The following is a 22,011-nucleotide window of genomic DNA, read 5'->3' as shown; positions in this document are numbered from 1 at the left end:
GGTCAGCGACTCAATAAAGAGGCCGCCCCCGCGCCACTGAACAACCCGGCGCTGATCCGGTTGAACCAGCTCTGGCCTCTGCCGCTGCGCAGGTAGCGCGCGGCACCATGGGCGCCGAGGCCGTAGGCCAGTTTGCACAGCAGGTCGAGCACGGTCCAGGTGGCGATCATGATCAGCAACTGCGGCAAAAAGGCCTGCTGGGCACTGAGGAATTGCGGCAGGAAGGCGGCGAAAAACAGAATGTCCTTCGGGTTGCTGGCGCCCAGCACAAAGGCGCGCCCGAACAGCGCACGAAAACGCGGAGTCGCCGCCACTTGTGGTACGTCGGAACCGTGGGACGGTTGCCGCGATTGCTGCCAGCTCTGCCAGGCAAGGTAGAACAAGTACAGCGCGCCGACGATCTTCAGGGCGCTGAACAGTTGTTCCGATGCCAGCAACAACGCACCCAATCCTAGCGCCGAAGCGCTCAACAGGCAGATGGAAGCGATCACCCCACCGAGAAAGGCCGGGTACGAACGGCGCAGGCCGTAGTTCAGGCTGTTGCTGATCATCAGCAAGGACAGGGGGCCGGGGATCAGGATCACCACCAGCGCAGCGCCGCTGAACAGCAGCCAGGTTTCCAGACTCATTGCATTCCTCCATTCGTACAAAAGCCCCACCCGACGGGGTGAGGCAGGGTCAAGCAGGTTGGCCTACAGGAACGCGAACTTGGCGATGAAGATCGCGCAAAGCACCCACAGGCTGATGGAAATTTCCTTGTGTTTACCGGTGCCGGCCTTCAGCGCCACGTAGGTGATAAAACCCAACGCGATGCCATCGGCGACGGAAAAGGTCAGAGGCATCATGATCGCCGTGACGATCGCCGGAATGCTGTCGGTGGCGTCGTCCCAATTGATATGGGCCATGCCGCTCATCATCAGCATCGCCACATAGATCAACGCGCCTGCGGTGGCATAGGCCGGAATCATGCCAGCCAGCGGCGCGAAAAACATCGCTGCGATAAACAGCACACCCACGGTGACGGCGGTCAGCCCGGTACGGCCACCGGCGGCCACCCCGGCGGCGCTTTCCACATAACTGGTGACGGGCGGCACGCCGACCATGGCGCCGAACACGCTGGAGGCACTGTCGGCTTTCAGGGCGCGGGAAAGGTTTTCGATCTTGCCGTCGGCATTCACCAGGCCTGCGCGCTGGGCGACGCCCATCAAGGTGCCGGCGGTGTCGAACATGTGCACAAACAGGAAGGCGAACACCACGCTGATCATGCTGACGTTGAACACGCCCATCACGTCCATCGCCATCCAGGTCGGTGCCAGGCTTGGCGGGGTGGCCATGATGCCGTGGTATTCCACCAGGCCCAGGCCCCAGCCGGCGAGGGTCACGGCGATGATGCTGATCAGGATCGCGCCGAATACCCGGTGGTAGCTGAGGATCGCAATCAGCAGGAAGCAGATGGCCGCCAGCAGCGGAGCGGGTTCATGCAGGGAGCCGAGCTTGATCAGGGTGGCCGGGCTTTGCACGATGATGCCGGCGGTTTTCAGGCCGATCACCCCGAGAAACAGCCCGACACCGGCGCCCATCGCGTGGCGCAGGCTCACCGGAATGCTGTTGAGCAGCCACTCGCGAATACGCGAGAGCGTCAGGATCATGAACAACACCCCGGAGATAAATACCGCACCCAGTGCGGTCTCCCAGTTGTAGCCCATGGTCCCGACCACGGTGTAGGTGAAAAACGCGTTCAGGCCCATGCCCGGCGCCAGGCCTACTGGCCAGTTGGCGTAGAGCCCCATCAGCAGGCAACCCAGCGCGGCGGCGATGCAGGTGGCGACAAACGCCGCGCCGTGATCGATGCCGGCGTCGGCCATGATGTTGGGGTTGACGAAGATGATGTAGGCCATGGTGATAAAGGTCGTGAGGCCAGCGATCAGCTCGGTCTTCACTGTGGTGCCATGCAAGCGGAGTTTGAACAGGCGTTCCAGCCAACCGTTGTGGGTTGGCGAGAGGTCGAGCGTAGGGGCTTCGGATTTGCGGCTTTCCACAGCAAGTACTCCTCAAGAGTTTTATTGTTATTTCCAGCGCCGGACACATGAGTGGGCAGCAGCGCTTTGAGGTACCAGCGGGTTTTGTTGACCAATAGGTCAGGAACTCGCACGAAGCGAATTATGCTTTTGTATACAAATAAAGCAAATAATGTTTTGTATTTTGTGTGCGAAAAGGATGAAAGGCAATTCAGGATTGGCCACTGAGTGCCTTGTTTACCGCCAGCCAGCCTTCTACTGCCGTTTCGCCAGCCTCGGCAAACGCCCGTTGCAGCAGCTTCACTTGCTCGCGCCGCAGGGATTGTTCGAAACGCTGACCTTCCTCGGTCAACTCCAGCAAGCGCTTACGTTTGTCGGTCTCGGACGCCACGCTGTTTACCAGGTGCATTTCCTGCAGTTGGCGCAGCGGCATGTTCAACGCCTGTTTGCTCACCCCGAGCAATTCCAGCAACTCCTTGACGCTCAAGGTCGGGTAGCGCGCGATAAAAAACACAATGCGTTGATGCACCCGGCTCAAGCCGCGACGTTCAAGCATTTCGTCGGCCTTGGCGGTGAACGCTTGGTAGCCGAAGAAGAAAGCTTCCATGGCGGTTTGTTGGCTGGTCTGGTTTTTAAGGTCAAGCATATTGACGTATTTGCCCAAGTCGTCGTAATTTCGGTCAACTAGTTTGACGTATTTCCCTCAGGCTTCGCTACCGGTGACCCTTATGGCCTTTTCAGAACGTGTTTCGCGCCTTAAAAGCTCCTTGATCCGTGAAATCCTCGCGGCAGCGCAAAAACCGCAGGTGATGTCCTTCGCCGGTGGCCTGCCGGCCGAAGTGATGCTGCCCAAGCTGGATTGGACGGACATGCCGCTGAACATCGGCCAGTACGGCATGAGCGAAGGCGAGCCGCAGTTGCGTGAACTGCTGGCGGCCGAGGCGCGGGGGCTGGGTATTGCGTGTAAGGCCAGCCAGGTCATGGTGGTCAGTGGCTCACAGCAAACCCTGGATCTGGCGGCCAAGCTGTACATCGACAAGGGCACCAAAATCCTGCTGGAAGGCCCGACCTACCTGGCTGCGTTGCAGATATTCCAACTGTTCGGCGCTGATTGCCTGACCGTGCAGCTTGAGGCGGACGGTCCGGACCTTAAGGCGCTACGCCACAGCCTTGAGCAGCACCGTCCGTCCTTCGTCTACTTGATCCCGACCTTCCAGAACCCCTCGGCCGTGCGCTACAGCGAGGCCAAGCGCGAGGCCGTCGCCGCGCTGCTGGACGAGTTCGGCGTGACCCTGGTCGAGGACGAGCCCTACCGCGAACTGACCTTCGACGGCGGCAGTGCGCAACCCATCGTCAGCCGGTTGAAGAAGGCCAGCTGGATCTACACCGGCACCGTGTCCAAGACCTTGTTGCCCGGCCTGCGGGTCGGTTACCTGATCGCCAGCCCGGACCTGTTCCCGCACCTGCTCAAGCTCAAGCAATCGGCGGACCTGCACACCAACCGCGTTGGCCAGTGGCAGGCAATGCAATGGATCGGCACCGAGAAATACCAGCACCACCTGGTGGAACTGCGCAGTTTCTACCGAGGCCGCCGCGATGCATTCCAGGCTGCACTGGCGCGGCATTTCAGCGACCTGGCCGACTGGCAAATACCCCAGGGCGGATTATTCTTCTGGCTGACCTTGAAACAGCCGCTCGATACCCGCACCTTGTTGGCACCTGCGCTCGACCAGGACATCGCGTTCATGCCCGGTGAGCCGTTCTTTTCCGAGCCGGATAACCATCACGGTCACTTGCGGCTCAATTTCAGCCATATCGACCCGGCGCGCTTGGACGAAGGTCTCAAGCGTCTCGCTGCGGTGGTCCGTCAAGCACAGCACGCGCAAGCGGCATAGGGGAGCCTCCATGTATAAGGTTTACGGCGATTACAAATCGGGCAACTGCTACAAGGTCAAACTCATGCTCAGCCTGTTGGGCATCGACTATGAGTGGATTGATATCGACATCCTGAAGGGCGATACCCAGACCCCGGAGTTCCTGGCCAAGAACCCCAACGGCAAGATCCCGGTGCTGGAGCTCGAAGACGGCACCTGCCTGTGGGAATCCAACGCGATCCTCAACTTCCTCGCCGACGGCAGCGAGTTCCTGCCCACCGAACCGCGCCTGCGCACCCAAGTGCTGCAGTGGCAGTTTTTCGAGCAGTACAGCCATGAGCCGTACATCGCGGTGGCGCGGTTTATTCAGTTTTACCTGGGGCTGCCGGAAGATCGGCTGGAGGAATACAAGAAGCTGCACAAGGGCGGTTACAAGGCCCTGAAGGTGATGGAGCGCCAGTTGCAGTTGACACCGTATCTGGTGGGCGACCAGTTCTCGATTGCCGATGTGGCGCTGTATGCCTACACCCATGTGGCGGATGAAGGTGGTTTTGACCTTGGCGCCTACCCAGGTGTGCAGGCCTGGTTGAAGCGCGTGGCCAGCCATCCAAAGCATGTGCCGATGCTGGGCTGACAATGCGGTCAAAAATGTGGGAGCGGGCTTGCTCGCTCCCACATTTAGTTTTGCGGTGCGCCAGGTAATTCTTCACTGAGCAACTCAAAACAGCGCTGCGCCGCCGGGCTCAACGGCTGCCCACTGCGACTGATCAGCCCGATCTCCCGGTTCACCCCCGGATGATCAATCGTAATCCGCTTCAACCCCTCCAGACTGTCCGCCGCCGATTCCGGCAACACACTGATCCCCAAGCCCTGCCGCACCAATGCCAACACGGTCGACATGTAATTGGCCTCCATCCCAGCGAGCATCGTCAGGCGCGTCTCGTCGAACAACGCGTCCACCTGTTCCCGCACGCTGCTGTCGCGGCCGGTGAGGATGATCGGTTGCTCGGCCAGTTGCTCCAGGCTTAGCTTGGCATAGCGCGTCAGCGGATGATCCAGCGGCACAAACGCACACAACCGGTCATTCAGCACCGGCACAAACGCCAACCCATGGCTCAGCCTCGCCCGCACACCAATACCGAAATCCACCTCGCCCGAACGCACTTGTGCATGAATGCGGTGAGCAACCAGGTCATGCAAGCGCACCTCGATCCCGGCAAAACGCTCGCGAAACAGCCGCAGGGCAGGCGGCAATGCACCGGCGCACACGGAGGGCAGGGCGGCGATGGTCACCACGCCCCGGCGCAAGGCAGCGAGGTCGCGGGAGCCGGTGACGATGTTGTCCAGGTCCAGCAACAGCTTCTCCATCGGCCCGCGTGCGTCCAGGCCGGCGGCGGTGATGCTGACGTGGCGCGGGCTGCGGTCGAGCAGAGCAACCCCCAGCCATTCCTCCAGTTGTTGCACCTGCACGGTCAGGGCCGAGGGCGATAGATGCAGTTCGTTGGCCGCCTTGGTAAAGCTGCCCGTACGAGCAACGGCGAGAAACGCCTGGATATGCTGGATCGAATTTTTCATTTTTGTTTTGCTCGAGCATTTTGTTTTTTCGAATATGGAGTGACGAATATTCCAATTTACAAAGCCTAACGCGATTCCAATACTCCAGGGAAAACAATAACCGGCCGAAAACGCCGTTCTGGAGCTACCCCATGCTCGCTACCCTGGGTGTCATCACCATTCTGTGCCTGCTCACCGCCGTCATGAGCAAGCGCCTGTCGCCACTGGTGGCCCTGATCGCCTTGCCGATCATCGCTGCACTGCTCGGCGGTTTCGGTCTGCAAACCAGTGCCTTCATCATCACCGGCATCAAGAACGTCGCCCCCGTGGTGGGCATGTTTGTGTTTGCGATCCTGTTTTTCGGGATCATGACCGATGCCGGCATGCTGGATCCAATCATTGATCGCATCCTGCGCACGGTAGGGACGCGTCCTACAAGGATTGTCGTCGGTACCGCGACGCTGGCACTGCTGGTGCACCTGGACGGCTCCGGCGCGGTGACCTTTCTGGTGACGGTGCCGGCGATGCTGCCGCTGTACACGCGGCTGGGGATTGATAAACGCATCCTCGCGTGTGTGGCGGCGATGGCGGCCGGGGTCAACTTCCTGCCGTGGACCGGCCCGGTACTGCGTTCCTCGGCGGCGCTGCATGTGCCGGTGGCGGACTTGTTCCAGCCGCTGATCCCGGTGCAGATCGTCGGCCTGGTCTTTGTATTCGCCTGCGCCTGGTGGCTGGGCCACCGCGAAGAAAAACGCCTGGGGCTGGGCGCCGGTTCCAGCGTGGACGCCGTGCCGCAACGGGTGCTCAGCGAGGATGACATCGCCCTGCGTCGCCCGCGCTTGTTCTGGGTCAACCTGATCCTGACGGTACTGGTGATGGTGGTGATGATCGCCGGTTGGGTCGACCCGGTGGTGATGTTCATGCTCGGCACCGTGGTGGCGCTGTGCATCAACTACCCGAACGTCGACGCCCAGCGCGCGCGGATCGATGCCCACGCAAAAACCGCCCTGACCATGGCCAGCATCCTGCTCGCCGCCGGTGTGTTCACCGGCATCATGCAAGGCACTGGCATGCTCAAGGCCATCGCCGAAGTGGCGGTGGCACAGATTCCGGCGGGCCACGGCAAGTTGATCCCGGCGGTGGTGGGCTTCCTGTCGATGCCGTTGAGCATGCTGTTTGACCCTGATTCCTACTATTTCGGCGTGATGCCGGTGATCGCCGAAGTCGGCAAAGCCCTGGGCGTCGACCCGCTGCAAGTGGCCCAGGCCTCATTGCTGGGCGTGCACACCACCGGCTTCCCGGTCAGCCCCCTGACGCCCGCGACCTTCCTGCTGGTGGGCCTGTGCAAGATCGAACTGGCCGATCACCAGCGCTTCACCATCCCCTTTCTGTTTGCTGCGTCGGTGTTGATGACCCTGACGGCTTTGCTCCTGGGAGTGATTTGACATGAAAACCTTGCGCATCGGTTCCGGCGCCGGCTACTCCGGCGACCGTATCGAACCTGCGGTGGAATTGGCCGAACAGGGTGACCTGGATTACCTGGTCTTCGAATGCCTGGCTGAACGCACCATCGCCCTGGCGCAACACGCGCGGATCAGCGATCCACAAGGCGGTTACGACCCGCTGTTGAGTGAGCGCATGCGCCGCGTGCTGCCCTTTGTCGGCCGGCCCGACGGGCGCCGGCGCTTGCGGGTGATCACCAATATGGGCGCGGCCAACCCGGTGGCGGCGGCGGTGGAAGTGCGCCGGATTGCCACTGAACTGGGGCTGAACCTCAATGTGCTGGCGGTGATTGGCGATGACGTGCTTGATACCCTGCGGGGCCAGCCGGAGGAGTTGCTCGACAACGGCCAGACCCTTGGCTCATTGGGCGACCGGCTGATTTCCGCGAACGCCTACCTGGGTGCCGAGGGCATTATCGACGCGTTGCGCGCCGATGCCGACGTGGTGATTACCGGCCGGGTGGCAGACCCTTCGTTGTTCCTGGCGCCGCAGATGTTCGAATTCGGCTGGGCTGCGGATGATTGGCAACGGCTTGGACGCGGCACGTTGGTGGGGCATTTGCTGGAGTGTGCGGGGCAGGTCAGCGGTGGCTATTTTGCCGATCCGGGTTTCAAGGACGTGGACGATCTTGCACGCCTTGGCTTTCCGTTGGCCGAGATTGACGCAGACGGCGAGGCACTGATCACCAAGGTCGCCGGCTCCGGCGGGCGGGTCAGCCGGGCGACGTGCACCGAACAATTGATCTACGAAGTGCACGACCCGGCGGCCTACCTCACACCAGACGTGTGCGCGGATTTTTCCCAAGTAACGTTTACCGAAGAAGCCGTGGACCGAGTGCGTGCCCACGGCGCGAGCGGACGGCCACGTCCCGAAGCGTTGAAAGTCAGCGTCGGTTATCTGGACGGCTGGATCGGTGAGGGGCAGATTTCCTACGGCGGCCCGGGCGCGGTCGCTCGTGCGCAACTGGCTCGCGATGTAGTCCTGAAACGCTTGGAATTGACCGGCGTGCGCATGCAGGACGTGCGTGCCGAATTGATCGGCATCGACTCCCTGCATGGCCCGCGCAGCACTGTTGAACCGTGGGAAGTACGCCTGCGCATTGCCGCCCGCTGCGAAGAGCGCAGCGAGGCGGTGCGCGTCGGCAATGAAGTGGAAACCCTCTACACCAACGGCCCGTCCGGCGGCGGTGGCGCCAGCAAGAGCCTGCGCCAGGTGGTGGCGGTGGCATCGTTGCTGTTGCCCCGTAACGCGGTCAACCCGAGGATCGAAGCATGAAACTGCATACCCTGGCCCACTCCCGTACCGGCGATAAGGGCGACACCTCGAACATCTCGATCATTGCGTATCGGGCCGAGGACTATCCGCTGCTCTGCGAGCAATTGACGGCTGAGGTGGTGGCGGCATTTTTTGCGCCGTTACTGGAGGCGGGCGCTGCACCAGTGCGGCGTTATGAGTTGCCCAATGTGCAGGCACTGAACTTCGTGTTGCCGGGCATCTTGCGGGGCGGGGTGACGCGGTCGCTGGCGCTGGATGCCCATGGCAAGTGCCTGGGCTCAGCGTTACTGGATATTGAATTGGCAATACCAAACTAATGTGGGAGCGGGCTTGCTCGCGAATGCGGTGGATCAGCCAGCCTATGTATTGGCTGACCCACCGCTTTCGCGAGCAAGCCCGCTCCCACATTGGATCCTCGCTGTTTGTCAGACCGCCGCAAACCGCTTGTCCAGGTAATCGATGATCACCTTGGAGTCGTACATCCAGGTGGTCTGGCCGTTCTCTTCAATGCGCAGGCATGGCACCTTGATCTTGCCGCCTTGTTCCAGCAGGGTCTGGCGATCCTGTTCGTTGTTCTTCGCGTCCTTCAAGGCCACCGGCACGTTCAGGCGGTGCAGGGTGCGGCGGGTCTTCACGCAGAACGGGCAAGCGTGGAATTGATACAGGGTCAGGTCCTTGGCGGCTGCGTTCACCTGCGCCTGTTGTTCGGCAGGGCGCTGCTTTTTGCGCGGACGGGTCAGGAAGTCGCCGGCGATGATGACGTGGCCGAGGCCCACTCGAAGTGCTTTGACGAACATGGCTGAAACCTCTTGCCCTAGACTGAAGGGGCCGCAGCTTACCTGATTTTTCACAGGCGAAAAAAAACCGGCGATGAACGCCGGTTTTTCCAGGTGCTGCGTATTACTTGATCAGGCTGAGAAACTCGCTGCGGGTCGCCGCGTTTTCGCGGAACTCACCCAGCATCACCGACGTGATCATCGACGAATTCTGCTTCTCCACACCGCGCATCATCATGCACATGTGCTTGGCCTCGATCACCACTGCAACGCCCAGGGCGCCGGTGACCTGCTGGACCGCATCGGCGATCTGGCGGCTGAGGTTTTCCTGGATCTGCAGGCGGCGGGCATACATATCGACGATACGCGCGACCTTCGACAGGCCCAGCACTTTGCCGCTCGGGATATACGCGACGTGAGCCTTGCCGATAAACGGCAGCAGGTGGTGTTCGCACAGCGAGTACAACTCGATGTCCTTGACCAGCACCATTTCGCTGTTGTCAGAGCTGAACAAGGCACCGTTGGTGACTTCTTCGAGGGTCTGTTCATAACCGCGGCAGAGATACTGCATGGCCTTGGCGGCACGTTTTGGCGTGTCGAGCAGGCCCTCGCGGGAAACGTCCTCGCCGAGCTGGCCGAGGATCGCGGTGTAATTCTGTTCCAGGGACATGAAACTACCTAGTGGGATTTTCGCAAAGGGCAAGGGTACGGCGGCCAACACATCGCTGCAAGCCTGACGATGGCACTTGTTACTCGTCGCGGCCTTCCATCATGGTGCGCTTGAGCATCACATACACTGCGCCAGCACCGCCGTGACGTGGCTGGCAAGAGGTAAAACCCAGCACCTGGGAGTGTTGGCGCAGCCAGGTGTTGACGTGACTTTTGATCATCGGCCGCTTGCCGTCCAGGCGCACGGCCTTGCCGTGGGTGACGCGCACGCAGCGGATTTCGAATTTGGTGGCTTCGGCGAGAAACGCCCAGAGGGTTTCGCGGGCTTTTTCGACGGTCATGCCGTGCAGGTCGAGGCTGCCTTCGAACGGGATCTGGCCGACCTTGAGCTTGCGCATCTGGCTTTCCTGCACGCCGTCGCGGGCCCACATCAGCTCGTCTTCGGGGCCTACATCGATAACGAACTGATCCGACAGACCGTCCACGGTGGTGGCGTCCGTACGCACGGTCGCGGCCTGGCGCAGCTTGGCGATCTGGGCGCGGTCGGTCTTGGGTTTGCCGGTGTCGGCGCGATCGTGCTTGATCGGCTTGACGCCGCGCAGCTCGTTCTTGAATAGGGAAAAATCGTCGTCTTGCATGTCAGCCTCCGCGAAGGGCGGGCAGTTTACCTAATCGCGGCGGCTTGATGCGCAACAAACGCTAACTGGATGCCATCAGTCGTGCTTTTTCATCAGGTGCGAGGCGATGTTCAGTGACAGGGGCTGGCGCATGCGCCGACGGCATCGGCGCCACAGCCATACGCCAAACCACAGCACCAACAGGCCGATGACCAACAGTATTGCAGAACCACCAGGGCTGGCGTTCAGTTCGCCCAAGGCCGGTGAATGTCCAACCAAACCAGCGCCGCCGGCAATTGCCAGTAGTACGCCACCTATTGCCAACAGCGCGGCAAAGCCGGCGCCGATGCGCAGACGCCAGTTGCTCGGGCCCTTGGGGCGCAAGCGACGAGCATCAAAACCATCGGATATCTTCATTCCGACCTTTCCTCCAGGGTATCGGCCCTTCGACCGGAAGATACACAGGTTGTTCCGGGTACAGAGGCAATTGCAGCAAATGACAGGTTTTTGCGGATGAGCGGGCGGCTACCCGCTCATCTGAGGTCGATCAGATCAGATCTTTGGTCAAGGCGAGGGTGGCGAAGTTGTCGGCCATGATGGCCATTTCAGTCTGCTGCACATGGTCGGCGCTGAGGATGCCGCCCTTGTAAGGCAGGTCGCGGGTGGCGCAGGCGTCTTCTACCAGGGTGCAGCGAAAGCCCAGGTTCTTCGCCGCGCGCACGGTGGTGCTGACGCTGGAGTGGCTCATGAAGCCGCAGACGATCAGGTCCAGGGAACCGAGGTCTTGCAGGTGCTTCTCCAGGCCAGTGCCGTGGAAGGCGCTGGGCAGCAGCTTGCCGATGATGGTCTCGTCGGCCTGGGGCTCGAGGCCTGGAATGAATTCACCGCGCTCGCCCTGGGGATCAAACAGCCCGCCGACTGTGCCCAGGTGGCGCACATGCACGATCGGGCGCCCGGCGTTGCGCGCGGCAGCCGCCAGTTGCTTGATATTTTCCACAGCCGCGTCCATGCCCGAGAGGGCGAGGGGACCGCTGAGGTATTCCTTCTGGGCGTCGATGATCACGAGGGTCGCATGGTTCAGGTTCGCCGCTGCGTAACCACGACCGCTGAGTTGAAACATCGTCTTTGGAACGGACATTCTGGGGCTCCTGTGAGTGGGGCTTTTGTGACATTGTCCTCTGGCTGAGCGCTTCTGTGAATCGCTACCATCGTAAGGTACGCCGTTGTTGGCGTGTAGCGATGTCAATAGGGCACTACGTTTAGGCAAAAACCGTGTTTAAGATGAAATCCGACGTGCGGCAAAGGGTTTTTTCGTACATCGTCGGTACAGCTTAAGACTGTTAGAATCGCCGGTCGTTTTTTCCAGGAGCTTGCCCCCGTGATCACTTCTCGCCTGCGCACCTTGCGCGACCACATCCGATGGGCCGTCAGCCGTTTCCATGGGGAAGACCTGTTTTTTGGCCATGGCACCGACAACGCCTGGGACGAAGCCCGGCAACTGGTGCTCGGCGCCCTGCATCTGCCGTGGGAAATTGCCGACAGCTACCTGGATTGCAACCTGGAAGAAGAGGAAATCTCCCACGTGCAACGGTTGCTGCACCGCCGCATCCATGAGCGGGTGCCTACCGCTTACCTGCTGAAGGAAGCCTGGTTCTGCGGCATGTCGTTTATCGTTGATGAGCGCGTGCTGATTCCACGCTCACCGATTGGCGAACTGATCGAAAACCGCTTCGAACCGTGGCTGGGCACACCGCCGGCCCGCATTCTGGACCTGTGCACCGGTTCCGGTTGCATCGGTATTGCCTGCGCCTACGAGTTCCAGGACGCCGAAGTAGTGCTGGGTGACCTGTCCTTTGAAGCCTTGGAAGTGGCCAACCAGAACATCGAGCGCCATGGTGTCGACGAGCGCGTCTACACCGTTCAGGGCGACGGCTTTGATGGTTTGCCGGGCCAGCGTTTTGACCTGATCGTGTCCAACCCGCCGTATGTCGATGCCGAAGACTTCGCCGACATGCCGGATGAATACCAGCACGAACCGGAACTGGGCCTGGCCTGCGGGGATGACGGTTTGAACCTGGTTCGACGGATGCTGGCCGAAGCGGCGGATCACTTGACCGAGAAGGGCTTGCTGATTGTCGAAGTGGGCAACAGCCAGGTTCACGTCGAGGCGCTGTACCCGGAGGTGGACTTTGCCTGGCTGGACTTCCAGCGCGGTGGGCATGGCGTGTTCATGTTGACGGCAGAGCAATGCCGGGCGCATCAGGCGGTGTTTGCCGCGAGGGTCTGATCTAACGGCAGGAATGCGGTCAGTGTGGGAGCTGGCTTGCCTGCGATAGCGGAGTGTCATTGCCGGGGATGCTGGCTGACACACCGCTATCGCAGGCAAGCCAGCTCCCACATTTGTATCCGGTTTCTGCAGAAGGATTACCTATGCGTCGCAATCCAGATCAACAACCCCGCCTGAAACACGGTAAACGCCACCAAACACGTAATCGTGAAGCGCAACCCGCTGTCTTCGCGCTTGAACTTGGTGACCTTTTCCTCTTCCTTGCGCAGCTTCACTTCCTGTTCGGCCAGGTTCTGCTCGGCCTGTTGCAGCATCTGCGCCGCTTCCAGAATCTCCACGAACTGCAGCTTTTCGGTGTTCCAGCTGTCCAGCACATCGCTGACCTTGCCCGGTTGCACGTTGCCCTTCAAATGCTGGACATCGGCATACGCCACATCAAAGCCCTGGATACGCAGGAAGTGATCCCGGCGCAAGCGTGTGGCTTCGTTCAGTGCGTCCTTGTTGGCCAGGTCGACGCCATCAACGCGGTAGTGCGACCACTTCTTTTTCGCCCAAGCGGCGCCCTGGGCCACGAGGAAGCGGCCGATGCCGCGGTTCGCCGGTTCGATCTCCAGGCTGTTGCCCGGGCCAAAATGCACGCGGTGGGTGGCGTGATCGACCCAGATATCCAGGTGATTCTGTTCCCGGCGCACCCGCTGGCCCGGCAATTGAATGACCATGCGCAGCAGGCTGTGGTCCTTGTTGTTGCGTTCGGCCCAACCGAACTGCACAAAGCGCAGGGGCCGCACGCCGGTGGCGCGGTCGGTGGCCAAAGGGGCCAGGCGCAGCATCTTGAAATGTTCGGCCTGTACCTCCGCCCACGGTAACGCGGCCGATGCGGCGGCCTCGGTGTCTGCCGTGGTGTCGGCGGTAGGTTCGGGTGTTGCTTCGGTGTTCGTCATTCGGCGCGATCCTGTCCAAGCTCTGCGGGCCGACAGGCTTTTTGCTGTCGACCCAGGGCTTATCGGCCGTTTTACTCAGGACTGGAGGGGGAATACTCGCTTAACTGGCGCGAAGTCCGTCGATAAAGCGAACCAGACGTGTGCCCAGTTCGGCAGCCAGCGGCAACTGTGGGTCGTTGTAGGACTCCAATTGCTGCTTAACGTCATTGGGCACGATCCGCATCACGTGGTTCATGCCCTCGATCACCGTCAGCTCGGCGTCGGGCTTGGCCTTCTGCAATTGTTGCGCATCGGCCACGCCGACCTGCAGGTCATTGGTGCCCTGGACGATCAGCGCCGGCATCTTCAGTTTGGCAAATGCTGCCGAAGGATCGGCGCGGAACAGGCTGATCAGATAAGGCTGCACGCTGGGTCGGAAGATGCCCTCAAGCGGTGTAGGCACATCGGCGTCCACTTGGCCGGCCTTGAGGTGATCGAGAATCTGGTTGCTGCGCAGCAACAGTGCGGGAGGCATGTGGTCGGCCAGTTGCTGGCGGATAACCTGGTCCACCGGGCGGGCACTGCCCGACAGGGAAATCACCCCGGCCGGATTCAACTGCGGGGCGGCGAGGGCAGCTACCAGCGCACCTTCACTGTGGCCCAGCACAATCAACGGGCCCATGCGCGGGTCGGCCTTGAGCAACTTGCCCCAGGCCACGGCGTCGGACACATAGGCGTCCAGGGTCAGGTTGCGTTCATCGGGGGTGGCGGCAAGGCTGGCGGCTACACCGCGCTTGTCGTAGCGCACGCTGGCGATGTTGTGCCTGGCCAGCACCCAGGCCAGCCGCTTGAGGCTGTCGTTGCGTGCGCCGTCGGCGCTGTTGCCGTTGCGGTCGGTGGGCCCGGAGCCGGCGATGATCAGCACCACCGGCACGGGCTTGTCGGATTTGGGTAACAACAACGAGCCAAACAGCTCACCACTGCCGGTGTCCAGGCTGATGGGCCGTTGCAGCACGACAGGGGAGGCGGCGAAGCCAAGGCTGGAAAACAGGGTAAGGGTCAAAAGCAAAACTCGCAGCATCATCGCGCCATCATGAGGAAGGTGCCGGTTGGACCAACGTCTACCGGTAAGGTTTCGAGGATGAACTAGTCGGTTAGCCTGCGTATACTGGCCGCCTTAAGTTATTACGGTTGACTTGATTCAACTGATTTCACGGAGCGCCCTGCATGTCCGGCAATACCTACGGCAAGCTGTTCACTGTTACCACCGCGGGCGAAAGCCATGGCCCGGCGTTGGTCGCCATTGTCGACGGCTGCCCGCCGGGCCTCGAGTTGTCCCTGGAAGACCTGCAGCGTGACCTCGACCGCCGCAAGCCCGGTACCAGCCGCCATACCACCCAGCGCCAGGAAGCCGACGAAGTCGAAATCCTCTCCGGCGTGTTCGAAGGCCGCACCACCGGTTGCGCCATCGGCCTGCTGATTCGCAACACCGACCAGAAGTCCAAGGACTACTCGGCGATCAAGGACCTGTTCCGCCCGGCTCACGCCGACTACACCTACCACCACAAATACGGCGAGCGCGACTACCGTGGCGGTGGCCGCAGTTCGGCGCGGGAAACCGCGATGCGTGTGGCGGCCGGTGCGATTGCCAAGAAGTTCCTGGCCACCCAGGGCATCGTGATCCGCGGCTACATGAGCCAGCTGGGTCCGATCGAAATCCCGTTCAAGACCTGGGACAGCGTCGAAGACAACGCTTTTTTCTGCCCAGACCCGAACAAAGTGCCGGAGCTGGAAGCCTATATGGACCAGTTGCGCCGTGACCAGGATTCCGTCGGCGCCAAGATCACCGTGGTCGCCGAAGGCGTAATGCCCGGCCTGGGCGAGCCGATTTTCGACCGCCTTGATGCCGAGCTGGCCCACGCGCTGATGAGCATCAACGCGGTCAAGGGCGTGGAAATCGGCGCCGGGTTCGACTGCGTCGCCCAGCGTGGCACCGAGCACCGTGACGAGATGACCCCGGAAGGTTTCCTCAGCAACAACGCCGGCGGCATTCTCGGTGGCATCTCCTCCGGCCAGCCGATTGTTGCGCACCTGGCCCTCAAGCCGACGTCCAGCATCACCACGCCGGGCCGCTCGATTGATGTGCACGGCAACCCGGTGGACGTGATCACCAAGGGCCGTCACGACCCGTGCGTCGGCATCCGTGCCACGCCGATTGCCGAAGCGATGATGGCCATTGTGTTGATGGACCACCTGCTGCGCCATCGTGGGCAAAACGCCGACGTAAAAGTCAGTACTCCGGTATTGGGCCAGCTGTGACCGTGTGTGGCGAGCGAGCTTGCTCGCGCTGGGCAGCGAAGCGGCCCCAAAGCCTGCAACCCGGTAGTACCTGGAGAACTGCGGCGCTTCTAGTGGGGCCGCTTCGCGCCCCAGCGCGAGCAAGCTCGCTCGCCACAAGTCACTTATGCTGACGCAAGGCCTTCCATACTGGCGACTCTCCAGCTTCTACCTGTTCTATTTCGCCCTGCTGGGGGCGACGGCGCCGTTCCTGGCGTTGTACTTCGATCACCTGGGGTTCTCCAGCGCGCGCATTGGCGAGCTGGTGGCCATCCCCATGTTGATGCGCTGCGTGGCCCCCAACCTGTGGGGCTGGCTGGGGGACTACACCGGCCGGCGTCTGGCCATCGTGCGCTTTGGCGCGGTGTGCACCCTGGTGAGTTTCTCGCTGATCTTTGTCAGCAAGACCTACGCCTGGCTGGCGTTGGTCATGGCCTTGCACGCGTTCTTCTGGCACGCGGTACTGCCGCAGTTTGAAGTCATCACCCTCGCGCACTTGCAAGGCCAGACCTCGCGCTACAGCCAGGTACGGTTGTGGGGCTCCATCGGTTTTATCCTCACCGTGGTGATCATGGGCCGCCTGTTCGACTGGCTGAGCCTGGACATCTACCCGGTGGTGATCGTGGTGATCATGGCCGGCATCATCGGCGCGAGCCTCTGGGTGCCGAATGCGCAGCCGCCGGCCCAGGGCAACCGCCTGGCCGGTGACGGCTTTTTGCAGCAACTGCGCAGCCCCGGCGTCCTCGCGTTTTATGCCTGCGTGGCGCTGATGCAGATGAGCCACGGCCCGTACTACACCTTCCTCACCCTGCACCTTGAACACCTCGGTTACAGCCGTGGCGTGATCGGCATGTTGTGGGCGCTGGGAGTGGTGGCGGAAGTCTTGATGTTCCTGGCCATGAGCCGGATTCTCTCGCGCTTTTCGGTACGCCGGGTGCTGATGGCGAGTTTCCTGCTGGCGGCGCTGCGCTGGTTGCTGCTGGGTTCATTTGCCGAATTCTTCTGGGTGCTGTTGTTGGCGCAGGTGATGCACGCGGCGACCTTCGGCAGTTTTCACGCGGCGGCCATCCAGTTCGTGCAACGCAGCTTTGGCGCTCGCCAGCAAGGCCAGGGCCAGGCACTGTATGCCGCATTGGCCGGTACCGGTGGTGCGCTGGGCGCACTCTATTCAGGTTACAGCTGGAACCTGCTGGGGCCGACCCTGACCTTCAGCATTGCCAGCATTGCGGCCCTGGCCGCCGCCCTAATCATTGGCATTCGATTGCAAGAGGAGCGGCCATGAGCGGCTCCCGTGACAGAGGAAGAATTTGATGAGCTATCTCGCGGTTTACCACGTCTCCACCCCCGACACCCCGAACAAGGTCCTGACTCACCAGGACGACATTGCCTCGACCCTGGCCGAGCTGGGCGTGGGGTTTGACCGCTGGCAGGCCGCTACCCGGCTTGAGGCGGACGCCAGCGAGGTTGAGATCATCGCGGCCTATCAAGCGCCCATCGACACGCTGATGACCGAGCGCGGCTACACCACCGTTGATGTGATCCGCGTCAGCAACGATCACCCGCAAAAAGCCGAATTGCGCGCCGAGCGGCTGGAGGAACACCGCATGGCCCAAGATCACGTACGTTTCTTCGTCGCGGGCCGTGGGCTGTTTACCTTGCACATCGAAGACTATGTGTACGCGGTGTTCTGCGAGAAAAACGACCTGATCTCGGTGCCGGGCGGCATCCCACACTGGTTTGATATGGGGGAGAACCCGCATTTTGTGGCGATCCGCCTGTTCAGTGATCCTGAAGGGCTGGCGGTCAACCTGACCGGCGACGCGATCGCCGAGGGTTTTCCCCGGCTTGAGGACTAAGGTTGCCTGCCAATGCCTCCTGAATAGGGGGCATTTTTTTAGTTCAATTCCTGCCGGTTGGAAATCACTGTAGGAATAAACTTTAAAGTTTGTGGGCAACAGCTGTTTATCTTTGGCCTTACTTAATACTTCCTCTCTTTGTGTAACTCTCTCTGGTCGAAATATTTACTCGCCTGTCAATAGGAGGAATCCGACTTCGGGCGTTACAAGACCCATATGAAGAGGAGGCCTGCATGAGCGGTACAGAGCCACAGGAACAACCGTCCACGCACACTGATAACGCGCCGGTTGCCAGCCGCAAGACGCGTGCGATGTTGTCGGGTAAGCCCTTGACCCCAAAGGAACGGGAAATTCTGCATTGGGCGGTCGAGGGTAAGACGGTGTGGGAAATCAGCAGGATTCGCTCAATTTCCCAGGCCACGGTGAAGTTTCACCTGCGCAATATCTACGGCAAGTTGCAGGTGACTAACCGCGTCCAGGCTGTGAACGAGGCGATCAAGCAGGGATTGTGCGAATAAAAAAAGGCCGTGGTGCGCAACGGCACCACGACCTGTTCGGGTCCTGCATGTCAATCAAGCCGAATGGTAAGTCGGCAGGGCAAAGCGGTTCTGGCTCTGCAGCATCGAAATCTGTGGCAGGTCGCTGGCTTGTTCAGCCAGGTCGCGACGAATCGCGCTGATGACCCACGTCAGTTGGTCGGCCGTGTGCAGTTGCTGATAAGAGATCGAACGTTTGATCTGCTTGCCTTCGCTGTTACGCAAGGTCAGCAAAATGCCGCCATCAGGACGGGCCTGGGTGGTGACGTCGAAATTGGAGAACACAGAAGAAAATTTATCTTGGATCAGGCTCATATCTATCAGCTCCGTTTGCTCATGTTTTGCAGCGTGGAGTGATAGGTGCAGTGATTGTGCCAGTACTGGGTATCTTAAAAAATCGTTATAAATCAGCGCCTTATAAATTTTTTAGATTTTCGGTTTCGTGCAATTTGCATGAATGGCCATCGTGCATCCTGCATTTTGCGGGGTTTTGCCAATTGTTTCGCCACGGGTGGGCGAGGCAGGTCTTCCATAGTGACCGCGTCACCGGCCGTTAAATTCCTTTTCCTTTTGGGATACAAAACTTTTCAAATCCTGCGTGTACAGCCGAAGAATGGCAGGCGTATTTTCCTGCAAGGCATTCGGCGCCGGTCTTACGGTGCGAAGGGTGCTTGAGGTCATACGAACAATAAGAAAAAGGACGTTCCTGCCATGAACCACCCGCCGAGTGACATGATCACCTGGGGCAAGATGCTGCGTAAGGTGCCCACCATTGTCCGTGCCCTGCCGCGCCTGGTCCGCGGTATGCGCGCCGCCAACGTCACAGACCCGGCGCAACCGTGCGGCCTGGGCTGGACGTTCGAGCAAGCCACTCAACGCAATCCCGATGGCGCTGCGCTGCTGTATGGCGACCGCGTGCTCAGCTATTGCCAGGCCAACCAGCAAGCCAACCGCATGGCCCATTACCTGCAGCAGCAGGGGATCAGCAAGGGCGACGTGGTGGCCTTGTTTATCGAGAACCGCCCCGAGTTGTTGCTCAGCGTGCTGGCCGTGGCCAAGGTGGGCGGCATTTGCGCCATGCTCAATACCTCGCAAACCCAGGCGGCGCTGGTCCACAGCCTTAACCTGGTGACGCCGGCGGCGATTGTTGTGGGGGCCGAGTTGGTAGGCGCCTACGACGCTGTGCGCAGCCAGGTGGCAATTGAGGCCGATAACACCTGGTTTATTGCTGATCAGCAGCACACCCATGTGCCGCCGAATTACGTAGACCTGATGGCCGCCAGCGCCGATTGCCCGGTGGAAAACCCCGCCAGCACCCAGCAGATCTACTTCAACGACCCTTGCTTCTATATCTACACCTCCGGCACCACCGGCTTGCCCAAGGCCGGTATTTTCAAACACGGCCGCTGGATGAGGACCTCGGCCAGTTTCGGCACCATCGCCCTGGATATGGGCCCCGAGGATGTCGTGTATTGCACCTTGCCGCTGTATCACGCCACCGGCCTGTGCGTGTGCTGGGGTTCAGCGATTGCCGGGGCGTCGGGGTTTGCGATTCGCCGCAAGTTCAGCGCCAGCCAGTTCTGGGACGATGCGCGCCGATTCAATGCGACCACCCTCGGTTACGTCGGCGAACTGTGCCGCTACCTGATCGACCAGCCTGTCAGCGAGCAGGACCGGGATAACCGGGTGACGAAGATGATCGGCAACGGCTTGCGCCCTGGCGTCTGGGCCGAATTCAAGCAGCGCTTTGGCGTCGATCACATCTGCGAGCTGTACGCCGCCAGTGACGGCAATATCGGTTTCACCAACGTGCTGAATTTCGACAACACCATCGGCTTTTCCCTGATGCACTGGGCACTGGTGGACTACGCCCATGACAGCTGTGAGCCGATTCGCGGCACTGACGGCTTCATGCGCGAAGTGCCGAAGGGCGGCCAAGGGCTGCTATTGGCCAGGATTGATGACAAGGCACCGTTCGACGGCTACACCGACCCCGAGAAGAATCGCAAGGTGGTACTCAGCGATGTGTTCGAGAAGGGCGACCGCTACTTCAACACCGGCGATCTGTTGCGCAACATCGGCTTCGGCCATGCCCAATTCGTCGACCGCCTGGGGGATACCTATCGCTGGAAAGGTGAAAATGTCTCCACCACCGAAGTCGAGAACATCTTCCTGCAGCACCCGCAGATCTCCGAAGTGGTGGCCTACGGGGTGGAGATTGAAAACACCAATGGCCGCGCTGGCATGGCCGCCATCACCCCTGCGGAATCCCTGGCATCCCTGGACATGCGCGAACTGCTGACGTTTGCCCATGGGCAACTGCCCGCGTATGCGGTGCCGTTGTTCCTGCGGATCAAAGTGAAGATGGAAACCACCGGCACCTTCAAATACCAAAAGGTAAAACTCAAGGAGGAGGCGTTCGACCCAGGCAAGGCCGGTGATGATCCGATCTTTGCCTGGCTGCCGGGATCGGACAGTTACGTGCCGGTGACCGGGCAACTGCTGGCGGAAATCCAGGGGGGCAAGTTCCGTTATTGATTCTGCCTATTGGCGCTTTTGGGAAAAAAGGCATGACAGTGGGGAACTCCATCGCGAGACTGGGCGCCTTATGAAACACCAGACAAGGAGCCCCACATGTCAGACCAAGCCAAACAAATGACCGAAGACGAAGCCGCCGAATTTGCCGAGCAAGTGTTCGACGTGGCGCGCAAGGGTGATGCCGCGATGCTGGCTGCGTTGCTGGCCAAAGGCTTGCCGCCGAACCTGCGTAACCACAATGGCGATACGCTGTTGATGCTGTCGGCCTACCACGGTCACGTGGACGCGGTAAAAGTGCTGCTGGAATTCAAGGCCGATCCCCAGATTGCCAATGACAAGAACCAGTTGCCGATTGCCGGCGCGGCGTTCAAGGGCAACCTGCCGGTGGTCAAGGCGTTGATCGAAGGCGGTGCGTTGGTCGAAGGCGCATCCTCAGATGGCCGCACAGCCTTGATGATGGCGGCGATGTTCAACCGTACCGAAATGGTGGATTACCTGATCAGCCAGGGCGCCAACCCCAAGGCCACCGATGCCCAGGGCGTGACCGCGCTGGCAGCCGCGCAGACCATGGGCGCAGTGGATACGGCGGCGCAGTTGCAAAAACTGGTGTAGGCTTTGCGCCCTCAAAATCAGCCCCGCCACAGGACCACCCCATGAAAACCGCACTCGTCGAACTCATCAGCAAAATCAGCTCCGGCTGCATGAGCGAACCCGAGATCGCCAAGGTGGCGGACGAAGCGGCCCAGGCCTACGCCGATCCTGAAGCTTTCCTGGCCGCCAACCCCGACATCAACTACGACGACACTTTCCCGATTCCCCTGGGCGAGTGGATCGTTGTCGGCAGCCTGCCCGAGACCGTGCTGTTCCAGGCCGACACCTACCTGGATCTGTTCGCCCAGATCGTCGCCTCGTTCGGTCCGGGCGTGGCCTTCAACCTCAAGCCCAAGCAACTGGCCAAGACCGAAGCCCTGACTGCGCTGAACCGCATCCAGATCCAGATGAGCGCGCTTAATCCGGAGAACGGCGGCTATGTGCTGATGAACTTCAGCCAACTGCTGGACGACGAGATCCAGACCGTGCTGGTCTACGGCAATGACGTGCCGCGGGTGCTGGAGTTGTGTGCCGAAGTCGGGATCAAGGGCGAACCGTCCCTGGAAGCCCTGCGGGTTGCGGTACACGTCTGAAATAAAACGGAACCCCTGGCCACGGCTGACTATCCTAAGCAGGCAAGCCCTCACTTAGGAGCGACAC

Annotated in this window: 25 protein-coding genes; 13 read left to right on the top strand and 12 right to left on the bottom strand. The window is 60.8% G+C overall.

Going from position 1 to position 22,011, the window contains the following annotated elements:
* Positions 1–2: 2 nt before the first annotated feature.
* The 3 genes from K0H47_RS01905 to K0H47_RS01895 form a co-directional block, all read right to left on the bottom strand.
* Positions 3–629, bottom strand: coding sequence for a LysE family translocator (locus K0H47_RS01905; RefSeq protein ID WP_093200025.1), 627 nt, complete (start codon positions 627–629; stop codon positions 3–5).
* Positions 630–692: 63 nt separating this feature from the next.
* Positions 693–2,039, bottom strand: coding sequence for an NCS2 family permease (locus K0H47_RS01900; protein ID WP_063031998.1), 1,347 nt, complete (start codon positions 2,037–2,039; stop codon positions 693–695).
* A gap of 190 nt (positions 2,040–2,229) precedes the next feature.
* Entirely contained in the window at positions 2,230–2,664 is a 435-nt protein-coding gene (locus tag K0H47_RS01895; RefSeq protein ID WP_063031996.1) for a MarR family winged helix-turn-helix transcriptional regulator, read from the bottom strand.
* Between the two features lie 82 nt (positions 2,665–2,746).
* Between K0H47_RS01895 and K0H47_RS01890 the strand changes: the two genes are divergently transcribed.
* Together K0H47_RS01890 and K0H47_RS01885 are read left to right on the top strand one after the other, a co-directional pair.
* Entirely contained in the window at positions 2,747–3,913 is a 1,167-nt protein-coding gene (locus K0H47_RS01890; protein WP_177027313.1) for a PLP-dependent aminotransferase family protein, read from the top strand.
* Between the two features lie 10 nt (positions 3,914–3,923).
* Positions 3,924–4,526, top strand: coding sequence for a glutathione S-transferase family protein (locus tag K0H47_RS01885; RefSeq protein ID WP_063031992.1), 603 nt, complete (start codon positions 3,924–3,926; stop codon positions 4,524–4,526).
* Between the two features lie 44 nt (positions 4,527–4,570).
* Here K0H47_RS01885 and K0H47_RS01880 read toward each other — a convergent pair whose 3' ends face one another.
* Positions 4,571–5,467 carry a LysR family transcriptional regulator gene (locus K0H47_RS01880; protein ID WP_063031990.1) on the bottom strand — a complete coding sequence of 299 codons (897 nt, stop codon included), beginning with the start codon at positions 5,465–5,467 and terminating at the stop codon, positions 4,571–4,573.
* A gap of 131 nt (positions 5,468–5,598) precedes the next feature.
* Between K0H47_RS01880 and K0H47_RS01875 the strand changes: the two genes are divergently transcribed.
* The 3 genes from K0H47_RS01875 to K0H47_RS01865 are packed head-to-tail and all read left to right on the top strand — an operon-like array spanning position 5,599 to position 8,541.
* Positions 5,599–6,891 carry a CitMHS family transporter gene (locus K0H47_RS01875; protein WP_218264036.1) on the top strand — a complete coding sequence of 431 codons (1,293 nt, stop codon included), beginning with the start codon at positions 5,599–5,601 and terminating at the stop codon, positions 6,889–6,891.
* A gap of 1 nt (position 6,892) precedes the next feature.
* Complete coding sequence (locus K0H47_RS01870; RefSeq protein WP_219271822.1) at positions 6,893–8,224, top strand: acyclic terpene utilization AtuA family protein; 1,332 nt, start codon at positions 6,893–6,895, stop codon at positions 8,222–8,224.
* Entirely contained in the window at positions 8,221–8,541 is a 321-nt protein-coding gene (locus K0H47_RS01865; RefSeq protein WP_219271820.1) for a hypothetical protein, read from the top strand. Before K0H47_RS01870 ends, K0H47_RS01865 begins: the two co-directional genes overlap by 4 nt.
* A 108-nt stretch (positions 8,542–8,649) precedes the next feature.
* On the opposite strand, the gene K0H47_RS01860 is transcribed toward K0H47_RS01865, so the two are convergent.
* From K0H47_RS01860 to K0H47_RS01840, 5 genes are all read right to left on the bottom strand, one after another.
* On the bottom strand, positions 8,650–9,021 hold the full coding sequence (locus K0H47_RS01860; RefSeq protein WP_063031984.1) for a glutathione S-transferase N-terminal domain-containing protein: 372 nt from the start codon (positions 9,019–9,021) through the stop codon (positions 8,650–8,652).
* Between the two features lie 103 nt (positions 9,022–9,124).
* Positions 9,125–9,670, bottom strand: a complete 546-nt coding sequence (gene folE, locus K0H47_RS01855; RefSeq protein WP_003204506.1) for a GTP cyclohydrolase I FolE — start codon at positions 9,668–9,670, stop codon at positions 9,125–9,127.
* A gap of 79 nt (positions 9,671–9,749) precedes the next feature.
* On the bottom strand, positions 9,750–10,307 hold the full coding sequence (locus K0H47_RS01850) for a Smr/MutS family protein (RefSeq protein ID WP_003213135.1): 558 nt from the start codon (positions 10,305–10,307) through the stop codon (positions 9,750–9,752).
* Positions 10,308–10,382: 75 nt separating this feature from the next.
* Complete coding sequence (locus tag K0H47_RS01845) at positions 10,383–10,703, bottom strand: hypothetical protein (protein ID WP_003213133.1); 321 nt, start codon at positions 10,701–10,703, stop codon at positions 10,383–10,385.
* Between the two features lie 130 nt (positions 10,704–10,833).
* Positions 10,834–11,424: a cysteine hydrolase family protein gene (locus K0H47_RS01840; RefSeq protein WP_008433198.1), complete on the bottom strand. Its 591-nt coding sequence runs from the start codon at positions 11,422–11,424 to the stop codon at positions 10,834–10,836.
* Between the two features lie 240 nt (positions 11,425–11,664).
* Between K0H47_RS01840 and prmB the strand changes: the two genes are divergently transcribed.
* Positions 11,665–12,573 carry a 50S ribosomal protein L3 N(5)-glutamine methyltransferase gene (gene prmB, locus K0H47_RS01835; RefSeq protein ID WP_063031982.1) on the top strand — a complete coding sequence of 303 codons (909 nt, stop codon included), beginning with the start codon at positions 11,665–11,667 and terminating at the stop codon, positions 12,571–12,573.
* A 137-nt stretch (positions 12,574–12,710) separates the two neighbouring features.
* Here prmB and K0H47_RS01830 read toward each other — a convergent pair whose 3' ends face one another.
* Together K0H47_RS01830 and K0H47_RS01825 are read right to left on the bottom strand one after the other, a co-directional pair.
* Positions 12,711–13,514, bottom strand: a complete 804-nt coding sequence (locus tag K0H47_RS01830; RefSeq protein WP_003213127.1) for a hypothetical protein — start codon at positions 13,512–13,514, stop codon at positions 12,711–12,713.
* 100 nt (positions 13,515–13,614) lie between these two features.
* Positions 13,615–14,577 (bottom strand): alpha/beta hydrolase, encoded by a 963-nt coding sequence (locus K0H47_RS01825; RefSeq protein ID WP_017480001.1) that lies wholly within the window; start codon positions 14,575–14,577, stop codon positions 13,615–13,617.
* A 143-nt stretch (positions 14,578–14,720) separates the two neighbouring features.
* Between K0H47_RS01825 and aroC the strand changes: the two genes are divergently transcribed.
* The 4 genes from aroC to K0H47_RS01805 all read left to right on the top strand — a co-directional run bounded on the left by aroC (position 14,721) and on the right by K0H47_RS01805 (position 18,204).
* Positions 14,721–15,812 carry a chorismate synthase gene (aroC, locus tag K0H47_RS01820; RefSeq protein ID WP_177027310.1) on the top strand — a complete coding sequence of 364 codons (1,092 nt, stop codon included), beginning with the start codon at positions 14,721–14,723 and terminating at the stop codon, positions 15,810–15,812.
* A 148-nt stretch (positions 15,813–15,960) separates the two neighbouring features.
* Positions 15,961–17,112: an MFS transporter gene (locus tag K0H47_RS01815; protein ID WP_219271836.1), complete on the top strand. Its 1,152-nt coding sequence runs from the start codon at positions 15,961–15,963 to the stop codon at positions 17,110–17,112.
* Between the two features lie 28 nt (positions 17,113–17,140).
* The gene (locus tag K0H47_RS01810; RefSeq protein WP_177027309.1) at positions 17,141–17,686 is read left to right on the top strand and encodes an acireductone dioxygenase; all 546 of its coding nucleotides are present in this window, start codon (positions 17,141–17,143) and stop codon (positions 17,684–17,686) included.
* Between the two features lie 233 nt (positions 17,687–17,919).
* Entirely contained in the window at positions 17,920–18,204 is a 285-nt protein-coding gene (locus K0H47_RS01805) for a response regulator transcription factor (protein ID WP_063031976.1), read from the top strand.
* Positions 18,205–18,258: 54 nt separating this feature from the next.
* Here K0H47_RS01805 and K0H47_RS01800 read toward each other — a convergent pair whose 3' ends face one another.
* Entirely contained in the window at positions 18,259–18,537 is a 279-nt protein-coding gene (locus tag K0H47_RS01800; protein ID WP_003216777.1) for a DUF3509 domain-containing protein, read from the bottom strand.
* Between the two features lie 396 nt (positions 18,538–18,933).
* Here K0H47_RS01800 and K0H47_RS01795 point away from each other — a divergent pair, with 396 nt between their 5' ends.
* The 3 genes from K0H47_RS01795 (at position 18,934) to K0H47_RS01785 (ending at position 21,944) form a co-directional block, all read left to right on the top strand.
* Positions 18,934–20,760: a long-chain-acyl-CoA synthetase gene (locus tag K0H47_RS01795; protein ID WP_063031974.1), complete on the top strand. Its 1,827-nt coding sequence runs from the start codon at positions 18,934–18,936 to the stop codon at positions 20,758–20,760.
* 96 nt (positions 20,761–20,856) lie between these two features.
* On the top strand, positions 20,857–21,372 hold the full coding sequence (locus K0H47_RS01790) for an ankyrin repeat domain-containing protein (protein WP_010176046.1): 516 nt from the start codon (positions 20,857–20,859) through the stop codon (positions 21,370–21,372).
* Between the two features lie 41 nt (positions 21,373–21,413).
* A complete protein-coding gene (locus tag K0H47_RS01785) occupies positions 21,414–21,944 on the top strand; it encodes a hypothetical protein (protein WP_177027307.1) in 531 nt (176 codons plus the stop codon).
* Positions 21,945–22,011: the final 67 nt, after the last annotated feature.

The sequence above is a fragment of the Pseudomonas sp. Xaverov 83 genome (genome assembly GCF_019352905.1).
GTDB classification, from domain to species: Bacteria; Pseudomonadota; Gammaproteobacteria; order Pseudomonadales; family Pseudomonadaceae; genus Aquipseudomonas; species Aquipseudomonas yamanorum.
The sequence above is the reverse complement of the archived record's forward strand: the minus strand, read 5'-3'. Positions and strand labels throughout refer to the sequence as shown.

What these genes read in the sequence shown, in the direction of transcription:
- K0H47_RS01905 (WP_093200025.1), bottom strand. Translation starts at nt 629, where the DNA reads ATGAGTCTGGAAACCTGGCTGCTGTTCAGCGGCGCTGCGCTGGTGGTG.
- K0H47_RS01895 (WP_063031996.1), bottom strand. Translation starts at nt 2,664, where the DNA reads ATGCTTGACCTTAAAAACCAGACCAGCCAACAAACCGCCATGGAAGCT.
- K0H47_RS01890 (WP_177027313.1), top strand. Translation starts at nt 2,747, where the DNA reads ATGGCCTTTTCAGAACGTGTTTCGCGCCTTAAAAGCTCCTTGATCCGT.
- K0H47_RS01885 (WP_063031992.1), top strand. Translation starts at nt 3,924, where the DNA reads ATGTATAAGGTTTACGGCGATTACAAATCGGGCAACTGCTACAAGGTC.
- K0H47_RS01880 (WP_063031990.1), bottom strand. Translation starts at nt 5,467, where the DNA reads ATGAAAAATTCGATCCAGCATATCCAGGCGTTTCTCGCCGTTGCTCGT.
- K0H47_RS01875 (WP_218264036.1), top strand. Translation starts at nt 5,599, where the DNA reads ATGCTCGCTACCCTGGGTGTCATCACCATTCTGTGCCTGCTCACCGCC.
- K0H47_RS01870 (WP_219271822.1), top strand. Translation starts at nt 6,893, where the DNA reads ATGAAAACCTTGCGCATCGGTTCCGGCGCCGGCTACTCCGGCGACCGT.
- K0H47_RS01865 (WP_219271820.1), top strand. Translation starts at nt 8,221, where the DNA reads ATGAAACTGCATACCCTGGCCCACTCCCGTACCGGCGATAAGGGCGAC.
- K0H47_RS01860 (WP_063031984.1), bottom strand. Translation starts at nt 9,021, where the DNA reads ATGTTCGTCAAAGCACTTCGAGTGGGCCTCGGCCACGTCATCATCGCC.
- folE (WP_003204506.1), bottom strand. Translation starts at nt 9,670, where the DNA reads ATGTCCCTGGAACAGAATTACACCGCGATCCTCGGCCAGCTCGGCGAG.
- K0H47_RS01850 (WP_003213135.1), bottom strand. Translation starts at nt 10,307, where the DNA reads ATGCAAGACGACGATTTTTCCCTATTCAAGAACGAGCTGCGCGGCGTC.
- K0H47_RS01845 (WP_003213133.1), bottom strand. Translation starts at nt 10,703, where the DNA reads ATGAAGATATCCGATGGTTTTGATGCTCGTCGCTTGCGCCCCAAGGGC.
- K0H47_RS01840 (WP_008433198.1), bottom strand. Translation starts at nt 11,424, where the DNA reads ATGTCCGTTCCAAAGACGATGTTTCAACTCAGCGGTCGTGGTTACGCA.
- K0H47_RS01830 (WP_003213127.1), bottom strand. Translation starts at nt 13,514, where the DNA reads ATGACGAACACCGAAGCAACACCCGAACCTACCGCCGACACCACGGCA.
- K0H47_RS01825 (WP_017480001.1), bottom strand. Translation starts at nt 14,577, where the DNA reads ATGATGCTGCGAGTTTTGCTTTTGACCCTTACCCTGTTTTCCAGCCTT.
- aroC (WP_177027310.1), top strand. Translation starts at nt 14,721, where the DNA reads ATGTCCGGCAATACCTACGGCAAGCTGTTCACTGTTACCACCGCGGGC.
- K0H47_RS01810 (WP_177027309.1), top strand. Translation starts at nt 17,141, where the DNA reads ATGAGCTATCTCGCGGTTTACCACGTCTCCACCCCCGACACCCCGAAC.
- K0H47_RS01805 (WP_063031976.1), top strand. Translation starts at nt 17,920, where the DNA reads ATGAGCGGTACAGAGCCACAGGAACAACCGTCCACGCACACTGATAAC.
- K0H47_RS01800 (WP_003216777.1), bottom strand. Translation starts at nt 18,537, where the DNA reads ATGAGCCTGATCCAAGATAAATTTTCTTCTGTGTTCTCCAATTTCGAC.
- K0H47_RS01795 (WP_063031974.1), top strand. Translation starts at nt 18,934, where the DNA reads ATGAACCACCCGCCGAGTGACATGATCACCTGGGGCAAGATGCTGCGT.
- K0H47_RS01790 (WP_010176046.1), top strand. Translation starts at nt 20,857, where the DNA reads ATGTCAGACCAAGCCAAACAAATGACCGAAGACGAAGCCGCCGAATTT.
- K0H47_RS01785 (WP_177027307.1), top strand. Translation starts at nt 21,414, where the DNA reads ATGAAAACCGCACTCGTCGAACTCATCAGCAAAATCAGCTCCGGCTGC.